This window comes from Paenarthrobacter sp. NPDC092416, assembly GCF_044755025.1.
In the GTDB taxonomy this organism is placed as follows: Bacteria; Actinomycetota; Actinomycetes; order Actinomycetales; family Micrococcaceae; genus Arthrobacter.
In genome coordinates, this window is the sequence record NZ_JBIVQG010000001.1 from 800,397 (window position 1) to 812,588 (window position 12,192).

Consider the following 12,192-nt stretch of genomic DNA (forward strand, 5'->3'; position numbering starts at 1 on the left):
AAGGGTGCCACGAGCCACATCGCGGCCGCGCGGATCAACTCCGCAGCGAATTCCGGATGGAGATCCTCGCCTGCTCCAGCACGGTGCGGACGGTTTCCAGGGCAACCGGAGTGAGGGCGTGAGTGGCGCCATGTTTCCGCAACTCCACCCGAATGTCATCCCTGAAGGACTGAACCATCAGTTCGGCCTCTTTCAGCGCGCGGATGCCTTCCGGAGAGTAATGTCCGGTCCGGCTCTGGAATCCGGCCGTGGTTGCGTTGCTTCGCGCGGTTTCCGCGGTGGCCGCCAAGTCTGCCCGAAGCCCACGCATGTTGCTTCTGATATCTTCCCGGAGGTTGTCGGCCAGCCGCCGAACCGAGACGGAGATGTTGTCCTCTACATCGGCCAGTTCCTCCCGGCGACTGTTGAGTTCAGCCAAGCCGGCCTCCGTGATGAAGTAGTTGGTGCGCCGCCCCTCGGTGGATGTAGAGACGAGGCCTTCCTCTTCCAGCTTCCCCAGGCGCGGATAGATGGTCCCGGCGCTGGGGGAGTAGGTTCCACCGAAGCGGTCACCCAGGGCCTTGATGAGCTCGTAGCCATGTTTGGGACCGGATTCAAGCAGTGCAAGCAGATAGAGGCGCAGGGCGCCGTGCGCGAAGACGGGAGGCATCAGAGGCCGGCTTCGCCGGGAACATGGTGGCCGTTGCCGGAAGCGGGTGCGCTTCCATGAATGATGTACGTCTTGCCGGAGACGGTATTGGTGCGGACAACCATCAGGCGCTCATCGGGTCCCACAATCGTGTGCACGTTGCTGCCTGGCTGGGCATACATCTGATCGTCGATCACCACGGATCCACTGGCAGACTTCGCCACGATGTCCAAGCCGACATCGTGCGGCAGACGGATGGTCAGGTCTCCGGACACCGAGTTGGCACCGAGGTCGTTGGTGTAGTCCTGAAGATCGAAACTGAGGTCGCCGCTGACCGTTGTGGCGCGGACGTTCTTGAACGTGCCCGAAGCGGTCACTTCGCCCGATACGCTCTTGGCGGTAAGGACGCCGTCGTGGTCCCGCGCGATGACTTCGCCGCTGACAGTGTTGACATGCAACTCGCCGTGCGTTCCGTCCGACAGGACGGAACCGGAGACCGTGTTGAGCCGGATGGTGCCGCTGACTCCGGAAACCATGCCGTCGCCGCTGACCGTGCCTGCCTCGACATCTACGCCAGCCGGAAGGGCAATACCGACGACTACGGAGTTGGTGCTCGTGTTGTTGACCGTGCCCATGAGGTTGCGGAACCAGCCCTGGGGTCCTTGCAGCTGGTGCCGTACCTCCAAGCGGCCGTTGACCAGTGTGACAGTCAGAGGGTCGCCGGTGATTTCAGTAATTTCGATGCGGACAAACGGTTCGTCGTGGGTAACGACGTCAAAACGACCCTTGACGATCCCCAGTTTGAGCGAGCGGACACCGTCCACATCGATGGTTTGTGGGCCGGTGACGGTCCATAGCTCGTCTGACATGACTCCTCCAATTGCGATATATCGCGTTGATGTAAACACGATATATCGCGAGCCAAGGGGTGGCAAGGGTGATCTTGGTCGCCGGAAACACGGTGCCGGAACGACCCAGCGGCGTGAAGATCCGCTCCCCGAAGACCGCGGCCAACGGCTTTCCGTCAAGTTCCTCCGCGATAGCGGAGCCAGAGCTGACGGAGGGGCGGGTGGCCCGGAACTGCAGGAAACTGTGGCCGCCAGGACCACGAGTACGGACGCTGCTGTTGCTGCTCGAAAAGTCCCCTGCACGTTCCGTGTCATGACTACTCCGGCTGAGCGATCCTAAGCCACTGGAACCAGCCACGGTGCAGGACCAGCCACGCGATCAACCCATAGCCCGCCTGTCCCGGTGTGCCCCCATTGGCTGCGAGGTCCGTCCTCCACTGCTCATGGTTGAGCAGGGGCGAGAAAGTGTCAACGTAATGATGGTTGCGCCGGGTGGTGACATCGGCGAAAGCCGTATTAAGTTCCGCAAGGCGCTTGTTGCGTGCCGGATCCAGGGTGGGAGGCGGACCCACCACGAAGACCTCGACACCGGAGTGCGATGCACCATCGAGGATGTTGGCAAGGTTCAGCCGGCTGCGCGCCGTGGACAGGCCGAATTCCAGGTCCCGTCCGGACAGCCCAATGACCAGCCGATTCTCGTGCGTTTCACTGAAGCGGCGGCCGGCCTCATCCTGCCAGCGTGCTGCCAGCCCCTCGGTGCCTTCCATGGGGCAGGGGAGTGAGAAGCTTTCCACCAGGACGGCGTCCTGGGGTGTACGGGCAAGAACTCTTCCGAGCCAACCCAAGGCCCGGGGATCACCCAATCCCGCGAGCAGTTCATCTCCTACAGCCGCGATACGCAGCTTCCTGTCTTCCACGGTTACCTCTTCACACTCGTTACGGTCCTTGCACGGCTTTCGGATCAGTGGCCGGCTTCCAGAACCGGGTACCTGTCCCATTAAACAGAACTGCCCGGCCAGAGGCGCGTTATCAGCGCATCCGGCCGGGCAGTTTCTTGCCTACTTGCGTTCGAAGGCCTGCTTGATCAGGGAGTCCTGCTCGGCAGCGTGGCGCTTCATGGAACCGGCAGCCGTTGATGCCGAGGCCGGACGCGACACGAGGCGAAGCTTGCGGTCCAGCTCCGGGGCCAGGTTCAGGCCCATGAACGGCCACGGGCCCTGGTTGGCAGGCTCGTCCTGCGCCCAAACGATGTCCGCGTTCGGGTACTTGGCGAGTTCGGCGTCGATCTCGGCCTTCGGCAGCGGGTAAAGCTGCTCCACACGGATGATCGCAGTGGACGTATCGCCGGACTTCTGGCGGTTCGACAGGAGGTCGTAGTACAACCGACCGGAGACCAGGATGACACGGTCCACATTTGCTGCCTGCACGTCGTTGTCACCGATGACCGGCTTGAAGCCGCCAGTAGTGAAGTCCTCGACGGCGGATGCGGCGCCCTTGAGGCGGAGCAGCTGCTTCGGCGTGAAGATGATCAACGGCTTGCGCGGGCGGCTGTACGCCTGACGGCGCAGCAAGTGGAAGTGCGAGGCTGCCGTGGTCGGGTTGGCCACGATCATGTTGTCCTCGGCACAAAGCTGCAGGAACCGCTCGATACGGGCCGACGAGTGGTCCGGGCCCTGTCCTTCGTAGCCATGCGGCAGCATGAGGACCAGCGAGGAGCGCTGGCCCCACTTCTGCTCAGCCGAGGAGATGAACTCGTCAATGATGGTCTGTGCACCGTTGACGAAGTCACCGAACTGGGCTTCCCACAGCACCAGGGCATCGGGACGCTCCACCGAGTAGCCGTATTCGAAGCCCATCGCGGCATATTCCGACAGCAGGGAGTCGTAGATCCACAGCTTGGCCTGGTTGTCCGAGAGGTTGCCTAGCGGCAGCCATTCGTTGCCATTGGCACGGTCGTGGAACACTGCATGGCGCTGCACGAAGGTACCGCGGCGTGAGTCCTGGCCGGCCAAACGGACCGGGACGCCTTCCATGATGAGCGAACCAAAGGCCGCGATCTCGCCAAAGCCCCAGTCGATGCCGCCTTCACGGGACATCTGCTCGCGCTTCTCCAACAGCTGCTTGAGCTTGGAGTGCACCGTGAAGCCCTCCGGAATTTCCAGGTGGGCCTTGCCGATGCGGGCAAGCGTCTCAGTGGAAATCGCAGTGGAAGCCGGGGAGTTGGTTCCAAAGTCGGCCTGCTGGGCGATGGGACGCTCGATGTCCGAAACAGCCGCGGAGTCCGCAGTGATGATCGGGATGGGCGAGGTCTGCGCAGCGTGGGTCTCTGCGAAGACACGCTCAAGGCGTTCCTGGTAGTCGCGGAGCAGCTGCTCTGCTTCTTCCTCGGTGATGTCGCCACGGCCGATCAGCGATTCGGTGTACAACTTGCGGACCGAACGCTTGGCTTCGATCAGGTTGTACATCAGCGGCTGGGTCATCGAGGGGTCGTCGCCCTCGTTGTGACCACGGCGGCGGTAGCACACCATGTCGATAACGACATCCTTGTGGAAACGCTGACGGAACTCGTAGGCGAGCTGCGCGATGCGCACCACGGCCTCGGGGTCGTCGCCGTTCACATGGAAGACCGGTGCCTGGATCATCTTGGCAACGTCCGTGGAGTACGTGGACGAACGCGATGACGACGGAGCCGTGGTGAAGCCAACCTGGTTGTTGACGATCACGTGGATGGTGCCGCCGGTGCGGTAGCCGCGCAGCTGGGACAGGTTGAGGGTTTCCGCCACAACACCTTGGCCGGCGAATGCAGCGTCACCGTGGACCATGATCGGCAGGACAGGGAACGATTCGCCCTGATCCAGACGGTCCTGCTTGGCGCGGACGATGCCTTCGAGCACAGAGTCCACGGCCTCGAGGTGGGACGGGTTGGCAGCGAGGTAAACCTTGGTCTGCTTGCCGTTGTCCGATGTGAACGTGCCTTCCGTACCCAGGTGGTACTTGACGTCGCCGGATCCCTGGACCGAGCGCGGATCCTGGGTGCCTTCGAACTCGCGGAACACCTGGGCGTAGGTCTTGCCGGCGATGTTGGTGAGAACGTTGAGACGGCCACGGTGGGCCATGCCGATCGCAACTTCGTCGAGGCCGTCGTCGGCTGCGTCCGAGATGATGGCGTCGAGCAGCGGGATCAGCGACTCGCCACCTTCAAGGGAGAATCGCTTCTGTCCGACGAACTTGGTCTGCAGGAAGGTCTCGAAGGCCTCGGCAGCGTTGAGCTTGGACACGATGCGCAGCTGCTCTTCGCGGCTCGGCTTGGAGTAGGGGTGCTCCAGCTGGTCCTGGAACCACTTGCGTTCTGCCGGTTCCTGGATGTGCATGTACTCGATGCCCGTGGTGCGGCAGTAAGCGTCGCGCAGGACGCCCAGGATGTCGCGGAACTTGAGCTGGGGCTTACCGCCGAAGCCGCCGGTGGGCCACTCGCGGTCCAGGTCCCACAGCGTCAGGCCGTAGGTCAGGACGTCGAGGTCCGGGTGCTTGCGCTGCACGTACTCCAACGGATCGGTGTCAGCCATCAGGTGGCCGCGAACACGGTAGGAGTGGATCAGCTGCTGAATCCGGGCGACCTTGTTGATCTCGTCTGCCGGATCCACCTGGAGGTCGGGGCTCCAGCGGACGGGCTCGTACGGAATGCGCAGGGCTTCGAAGATTTCGTCGTAGAAGTTCTGTGCACCCAGCAGGAGCTGGTGGACGAGCTTGAGGAACTCGCCGCTGCCGGCACCCTGGATGACGCGGTGGTCATACGTGGACGTCAGTGTGAGGATCTTGCTGATGGCGTTCTGGGCGATGATCTTCTCGCTCGCGCCCTGGAATTCGGCCGGGTAGTCCAAGGCACCGACGCCGATGATGGCGGCCTGCCCCTTGGAGAGGCGAGGCACGGAGTGAACCGTCCCAATGCCGCCGGGGTTGGTCAGCGAGACAGTGGTGCCGGCGTGGTCGTCGGCGGTCAGCTTGCCGTTGCGGGCGCGCTTGATCAGGTCCTCGTAGGTGTGCCAGAACTCTGCGAAGTCCATGGTTTCGGCCTTCTTGATGTTGGGAACCATCAGGAGGCGGGTGCCATCGGGCTTGGGCATGTCAATGGCGATACCGAAGTTGACGTGTGCGGGCTGCACGGCGCTCGGCTTGCCATCGATCTCGTCGTAGTAAACGTTCATCGACGGGAACTGGGAAAGTGCCCGGACGACTGCGTAACCGATGAGGTGGGTGAAGGACACCTTGCCGCCGCGGGCGCGGGCAAGGTTGGAGTTGATGACCACCCGGTTGTCGATGAGCAGCTTGGCAGGAACTGCCCTGACGCTTGTGGCGGTGGGTACCTCCAGGCTGGTCACCATGTTGGTGGCGATGGCCTTGGCAGGTCCGCGGAGGACGGAAACAACGTCTTCCTCTGGTGCGGTAGGCGCCTTGGTGCTCTTCGGGAGCTGGGCAGGGATCGGCTGGGCCGCGTTGCCGCCGGCGGGCTTCTTTGCTCCGTCCCTGGCAACGGTGGCCGGTGCTTTCTTCGCCGGAGCGGGAGCAGCAGGGGCCTGGGCCGGGGCAGCTGAGGGAGCGGCCGGCGCCGGTGCCGGAGCCGCTGCAGCCGGAGCTACCACGGGAAGTACTTGGGTAGGGGGATTGGCAGCTGCTGGAGCTGCGGAGGTTCCGTTGGAAGAAGTGCCGTCACCGGTGTCAAAGGATTCGAAGAGCGGCCACCACTTGGCGTCGACCGAATTCTTGTCCTGCTGGTACCGCTCGTACAGTTCGTCAACGAGCCACTCGTTTCCGCCAAATTCCTCTGGTAGACGGTGGCTGGGCTGCTCTGGCACTTGAAATACGCCTCTTCCATGAGTGTTGATTTCCCGCTGGTCAAGGTTGCTTTTCCGCAACAATGCACCAGGGTCCGGGTCCCGCGAACTCAGACCCCTGACAGTCTAGTTAGGATCGTTGGTTAACTGCCAATAGTGGTGACCTAAATCATGTTGGCGCGGACGTATTGAAGCGCGGTACCGGTTTTGCGGCTCTGCCGGCCGGCTCGGCGACTGTAGACTGAAAGTCTTATGGACAGTAAATCTAGGTGCCGGCCTGGGAACTGTCGGGGGAGCCAAGCAGGCAATCCCGCGCAGCGTACCCCTCGAGCCGGCAACACCCGTTCACATGCCCATCACGCGCCGGCATTCAATGCCGGTGGTGCCGCGGACCGTGCGTCCACGGCGCCCGACCAGCCTCCGCCGGGCCGCTGTCCCGAGGCGGAGCCTTTCATTCCAGTGTTCACGCCCGCCCTTGGGGGGATGCGCTAAGTGGAATGGATTCTTCTCCTTGCCGGCTTTGCCCTCATTCTGGGCACCGGCTTCTTTGTAGCGGTTGAGTTTTCCCTCGTCGCCTTGGACCAGGCGAGCGTTCAGAGGGCCGTCAACGACGGCGACCACGCTGCGGCGCCGCTGCTGAAATGCCTCAAGTCCTTGTCCACCCAGCTGTCCAGCTGCCAGCTCGGCATTACCCTGACCACACTGCTGACCGGCTTCGTCATGGAGCCGTCAGTGGGGCAACTCCTGGTGGGTCCGCTGGGCGCGCTCGGACTTCCGAGGGAGGTGGCGCATTCCGTTGCCTTGATTGTGGCGATGGCATTTGCCACCCTGCTCTCCATGCTGCTCGGTGAGCTGGTACCCAAGAACATGGCCATTGCCCTGGCCTTCCCGCTGGGCAAGCGTCTGGCTCGTCCCCAGCTCATGTTCACGGCCGTCTTCAAACCGGCGATCGTGGTGCTCAATGGCTTCTCCAACAAGGTGCTGAACCTGTTCGGGCTTGAAGCCAAAGAAGAGATTTCGGGAGCACGCACGCCTGCCGAACTGGCGTCGTTGGTGCGGCGCTCGGCTGAGCTTGGCACCTTGGACGCGGGCACAGCGAACTTCGTTGCCCGAACCCTGAACTTTTCCGGAAGGACCGCGGCGGACGTCATGACGCCACGCATCCGAATGGAAACCATCGACGCCGACCAGCCGGTGGTCGACATCCTCGATGCCGCACGCCGTACGGGCTACTCCCGGTTCCCGGTCATTGGCGATTCCGCCGACGACATACGCGGCGTCGTCCACGTCAAGAAGGCAGTGGCGGTCCCCGCGGACCGTCGGGCCAAACTTGAAGCCGGCGCGATCATGACGGATGTCCTTCGGGTTCCCGAGACCATCCACCTTGACTCCCTCCTTGCTGAACTTCGCGAGGGCAACCTTCAGCTCGCCGTCGTCCTTGACGAGTACGGCGGAACGGCGGGGATCGCAACCCTTGAGGACCTCGTGGAGGAAATTGTGGGCGAGGTTTCCGACGAGCATGACAAGGTCCGCCCAGGACTGTTGCAAAGCGCTTCAGGGGACTGGTACTTCCCGGGGCTGTTGCGACCGGATGAGGTCTCCGAGCAGATTTCGGGCCTGACTGTCCCTGACGAGTCGGCCTACGAGACGGTAGGCGGCTACGTGATGAGCAAGCTTGGCCGCATCGCCAAGGTGGGCGACGTCGTGGAAGCCGTTGGCGGAACGTTGACGGTCACCCGGATGGATGGCCGGCGAATTGACCGAATCTGCTTCCATCACACGGAAACTGAGGAACCTACGGCCCAGGATGAGCGGAATTCCCGGCATGAGGCAGGTGCCGTATGAGCGACTGGGTAGGCATAGTCTGGCTCGTCATTCTGTTGATTGGCAATGCCTTCTTCGTGGCTGCGGAATTCGCAGTCATGTCCGCGCGCCGCAGCCAGATCGAGCCTTTGGCGGAGTCCGGATCCAAGCGCGCCCAAACCACGCTGCGGGCCATGGAGAACGTTTCGCTGATGCTCGCGTGTGCACAGCTGGGGATCACGGTCTGTTCGCTCCTGATTCTCCAGGTGGCGGAGCCGGCCATCCACCACCTCTTGGCCTCGCCCTTGGAGATGGCGGGCGTTCCTGTGGAGCTGGCCGACGTCATCGCGTTTGCCATTGCCTTGCTGTTCGTGACGTTCCTGCATGTGACCTTTGGCGAAATGGTGCCGAAGAATATTTCGGTGTCCGTGGCCGACAAGGCGGCACTTCTGCTGGCCCCTCCCTTGATGTTCATCGGCGGGCTGGTGAAGCCGGTGATCTGGACCCTCAACTGGCTGGCGAACCACATCCTGCGTCTGATGAACATTGAGCCCAAGGATGAAGTGTCGTCGTCGTTCACGCTTGAGGAAGTCCAGTCGATCGTCCAGGAGTCCACGCGCCACGGCCTGGTGGACGACGACGCCGGTTTGCTGAGCGGCGCCCTGGAGTTCTCGGAGCACACGGCGGCGCACATCATGGTTCCACTGGACAAATTGGTGGTCTTGAAGACTGCATCCACGCCGGTGGACTTGGAGAAAGCGGTCAGCCGTACGGGCTTTTCGCGGTTCCCGATGGTAGACGACGACGGCGAACTCGCCGGATACCTGCACGTCAAGGATGTCCTGTCCATCCCCGATGAAGGGCGCAAGCATCCGATCGCCGAGGGGCGGATCCGTTCGTTGGCAAACCTGTCGCCGGAAGACGAAATCGAGCAGGCAATGTCCGTCATGCAGCGGACGGGATCGCATTTGGCCCGGGTGGTGGGCCCGGGCGGCTCCACCCAGGGTGTGCTGTTCCTGGAGGATGTCATCGAACAGTTGGTGGGCGAGATTCGCGACGCCACACAGGCCACTGGCATCCGGCGCTTGGGTGGTCAACAAACGCAGTAGCTGGATGTCCGTGGTGGCGCCGTCCGCAGTTCGGGCGGCGCCACCGTCGCCTAAATAGGAATCATTCCCAATTAGGGTTACACTGAAACCCGCCAGTAATTGTGTTTGATTCTCATTTTGAGTAGATCCGAGGTCTTCGTGCGTCGTTCCGCCGCCCGCCTGTCCATTGCCGCGTCTGCCGGCCTTGCCGCCCTGCTGCTGACTTCCTGCGCCGGGACCGTTGAAGCCACAGGGCCGTCGTCGTCCGGTGTCATTGAGGTGGTGACCTCCACGAACGTCTATGGCGACATCGTCAAAGCAGTGGGTGGCGACAAAGTCAACGTCAGTTCCATCATCACTAAAACCAGCCAAGACCCGCATTCCTACGAAGCCAGTGCGCAGGACAAACTGGTGATCTCCAAGGCAAAGCTCGTGGTGGAAAACGGCGGCGGCTACGACGACTTCCTGCACAAGATCGCCGATGACGCCAAGATTGGCCATGACAACATGATCAGCGCGGTCGAAATCTCGGGCCTGGCCCCGGAAGAAGCGTCCGAGGAGGCATCACACTCGGAGGACGGCCACGACCACAGCCACGGTGAGTTCAATGAGCATGTTTGGTACAGCCTGGACACCGTGTCCAAGCTTGCGGACGCTGTTGCGGGCAAGCTGGGCAGCCTGGATGGCGCCTCAGCCTCGACGTTTACGGCCAACGCCGCTGCCTTCAAGGCGAAGCTGGCTGATCTCACAGGAAAATTGAACGCCTTGAAGACAGCCAATGAACACGCTCCGGTAGCCATCACGGAACCTGTGCCGCTCTACCTCCTGGAAGCAGCAGGACTCGAAAACAAGACCCCCGAGGCGTACAGCGCGGCCATCGAAGAAGGCACGGACGTCCCAGCCTCGGTCCTGAAGGAAACCACGGACTTGTTCGGAGCCCAGGGCGTGCGCCTGTTGGCCTATAACGAGCAGACAGAAGGGCCTCAGACCGAGGCAGTCAAGCGTGCTGCGGGGACGGCCGGGGTGCCCGTGGTGAACTTCACCGAGACTCTGCCTGATGGCAAAGACTATGTTCAGTGGATGACGGACAACGTGGAGTCCCTGACATCAGCCCTGAAGAAGTAGAGTTCCGAGGCCTCAAAGTGCCGTGAAGGTCCCCGCAGGCGTCCTAAGATAATCAGGATGGCTGCGGGGCTTTTGCGCTTGCCGCCACATTCAGCGCCGACGGCGCACCAACTTTTGCGTTCCCCAGCAACGCATGGATCGAGGACAAGTTTTGACACCGGTAGTGAGCCTCCGTGGAGCGAGCCTGCAGTTCGGCAAGAGGACTCTCTGGCGGGGCCTTGACCTCGACATCAGCCCCGGGGAGTTTTTCGCTGTCCTCGGTCCGAACGGCAGTGGCAAAACGAGCTTCCTGAAGGTCCTCCTTGGGCTCCAGGAGCTGCACTCCGGCACAGTGTCCCTGGGCGGGCACGCGGTGGAACGGGGCAGCGAGCGAATCGGTTATATCCCGCAGCAGAAGTCGTTTGCGCCGGACACCCCGTTGCGGGCACGCGACTTGGTGGGCCTGGGTATTGACGGACACCGGTGGGGAATGAGGTTCGCAGGGAGCAAGGTCAACCGGCGCGTGGACGAGTTGCTGGAACTCGTTGGTGCCTCTGACTATGCGAAGGTTCCGGTGGGGCAATTGTCGGGCGGCGAGCAGCAGCGCCTGCGGGTGGCACAGGCTCTCGCCACCGAACCGCAGGTCCTGTTATGCGACGAGCCGTTGCTTTCCCTGGACCTGCATCACCAACAGGGTGTCAGCGCTTTGATCAACGAGCAATGCCACGCCCGAAACAGTGCCGTGGTGTTCGTTACCCACGAAATCAACCCGGTCATCGAGTATGTGGACCGGGTGCTGTATTTGGCCGGCGGCCAGTTCCGCGTGGGAACGCCGCAACAAGTGATGACCACCGAAGTCCTGTCGGAGCTCTACAACAGCCATGTGGAGGTCATCCATACCAACGGAAGGATCGTCGTCGTCGGTCTTCCGGACGCCACCACCCACTTCCATGACGATGCCCACGCGACCGCCGGGGAGGACTTCTAAATGGATCTCGGCAGCATCCTGCAGACCATCTTCAATTTCGAGAACTATGGCGAGCTCCTGGTCCTTGTCCAGAACTCCATCTGGGCCGGAGCCGTGCTCGGATTGCTCGGCGGGCTGGTAGGCACGTTCGTCATGAAGCGGGATCTCGCTTTCGCTGTACACGGCATTTCGGAACTCTCCTTTGCCGGCGCGGCCTTCGCCCTCCTGATTGGCGCCGATATTATCTTCGGGTCCTTGATCGGCTCTGTGGCCGCCGCCGTGTTGCTCGGTTTCATGGGCGTCCGCGCACGGGACAAGAACTCGATCATCGGTGTGATCATGCCCTTTGGATTGGGCCTGGGGATCCTGTTCCTGGCCCTTTATGAGGGTCGCGCTGCGAACAAGTTTGGGCTCTTGACAGGTCAGATTGTGTCTGTAGATACCGTCCAACTGCAGGTTCTCGCCGGAACGGCCGTGGTGGTCATGATTGCACTGGCCGCCATGTGGCGTCCCCTGAGCTTCGCGAGTGTGGATCCGGAGATGGCGGAGGCAAGGGGCGTACCCGTCCGCGGACTGGCCATCGGCTTCATGGTTCTGCTCGGCGTCAGTGTCGCGTTGTCCATCCAGATCGTGGGGGCGCTCCTGGTTCTGGCCTTGTTGATCACACCCGCTGCCGCAGCGCTTCGGGTCACGACCTCGCCGCGCCTCGTGGTGCTGTTGAGCGTGGTGTTTGCGATCGCGGCAACCGTTGGTGGCATCCTTTTGGCCCTTGGCAGCCGGATCCCCATCAGTCCCTACGTCACCACACTGTCATTCCTGATCTACGTGGTGTGCCGCGTCATTGGTCGCATTCGTACCAACCGGGGCCTCAACGGCAGGGTAACGCGGGACCAGCCGGCCGCAGCGCTCTGAGCGTGCCTTG

General features: G+C 62.3%; 9 protein-coding genes. 5 read left to right on the forward strand and 4 right to left on the reverse strand.

Going from position 1 to position 12,192, the window contains the following annotated elements:
* Positions 1-34: 34 nt before the first annotated feature.
* The 4 genes from ACIQC5_RS03575 to ACIQC5_RS03590 all read right to left on the reverse strand — a co-directional run bounded on the left by ACIQC5_RS03575 (position 35) and on the right by ACIQC5_RS03590 (position 6,329).
* A complete protein-coding gene (locus ACIQC5_RS03575) occupies positions 35-649 on the reverse strand; it encodes a PadR family transcriptional regulator (protein WP_400278454.1) in 615 nt (204 codons plus the stop codon).
* The gene (locus ACIQC5_RS03580) at positions 649-1,497 is read right to left on the reverse strand and encodes a DUF4097 family beta strand repeat-containing protein (RefSeq protein WP_400278455.1); all 849 of its coding nucleotides are present in this window, start codon (positions 1,495-1,497) and stop codon (positions 649-651) included. Before ACIQC5_RS03580 ends, ACIQC5_RS03575 begins: the two co-directional genes overlap by 1 nt.
* Before the next feature lie 296 nt (positions 1,498-1,793).
* A complete protein-coding gene (locus ACIQC5_RS03585; protein WP_400278457.1) occupies positions 1,794-2,393 on the reverse strand; it encodes a GDSL-type esterase/lipase family protein in 600 nt (199 codons plus the stop codon).
* Between the two features lie 141 nt (positions 2,394-2,534).
* Positions 2,535-6,329, reverse strand: coding sequence for a multifunctional oxoglutarate decarboxylase/oxoglutarate dehydrogenase thiamine pyrophosphate-binding subunit/dihydrolipoyllysine-residue succinyltransferase subunit (locus ACIQC5_RS03590; protein WP_400278458.1), 3,795 nt, complete (start codon positions 6,327-6,329; stop codon positions 2,535-2,537).
* A gap of 471 nt (positions 6,330-6,800) precedes the next feature.
* Between ACIQC5_RS03590 and ACIQC5_RS03595 the strand changes: the two genes are divergently transcribed.
* The 5 genes from ACIQC5_RS03595 (at position 6,801) to ACIQC5_RS03615 (ending at position 12,182) form a co-directional block, all read left to right on the forward strand.
* Positions 6,801-8,153: a hemolysin family protein gene (locus ACIQC5_RS03595; protein ID WP_400278459.1), complete on the forward strand. Its 1,353-nt coding sequence runs from the start codon at positions 6,801-6,803 to the stop codon at positions 8,151-8,153.
* On the forward strand, positions 8,150-9,220 hold the full coding sequence (locus ACIQC5_RS03600; protein ID WP_400278460.1) for a hemolysin family protein: 1,071 nt from the start codon (positions 8,150-8,152) through the stop codon (positions 9,218-9,220). Before ACIQC5_RS03595 ends, ACIQC5_RS03600 begins: the two co-directional genes overlap by 4 nt.
* A 105-nt stretch (positions 9,221-9,325) precedes the next feature.
* Entirely contained in the window at positions 9,326-10,324 is a 999-nt protein-coding gene (locus ACIQC5_RS03605; RefSeq protein ID WP_400278461.1) for a metal ABC transporter solute-binding protein, Zn/Mn family, read from the forward strand.
* 163 nt (positions 10,325-10,487) lie between these two features.
* Positions 10,488-11,291, forward strand: a complete 804-nt coding sequence (locus tag ACIQC5_RS03610) for a metal ABC transporter ATP-binding protein (RefSeq protein WP_400278462.1) — start codon at positions 10,488-10,490, stop codon at positions 11,289-11,291.
* Positions 11,292-12,182 (forward strand): metal ABC transporter permease, encoded by an 891-nt coding sequence (locus ACIQC5_RS03615; protein WP_400278464.1) that lies wholly within the window; start codon positions 11,292-11,294, stop codon positions 12,180-12,182. It abuts the gene before it with no gap.
* Positions 12,183-12,192 lie beyond the last annotated feature (10 nt).

Bases quoted from the DNA above. Each gene is read 5' to 3' on its own strand.
- ACIQC5_RS03575 (WP_400278454.1), bottom strand. From the start codon at position 649: ATGCCTCCCGTCTTCGCGCACGGCGCCCTGCGCCTCTATCTGCTTGCA.
- ACIQC5_RS03600 (WP_400278460.1), top strand. From the start codon at position 8,150: ATGAGCGACTGGGTAGGCATAGTCTGGCTCGTCATTCTGTTGATTGGC.
- ACIQC5_RS03615 (WP_400278464.1), top strand. From the start codon at position 11,292: ATGGATCTCGGCAGCATCCTGCAGACCATCTTCAATTTCGAGAACTAT.
- ACIQC5_RS03580 (WP_400278455.1), bottom strand. From the start codon at position 1,497: ATGTCAGACGAGCTATGGACCGTCACCGGCCCACAAACCATCGATGTG.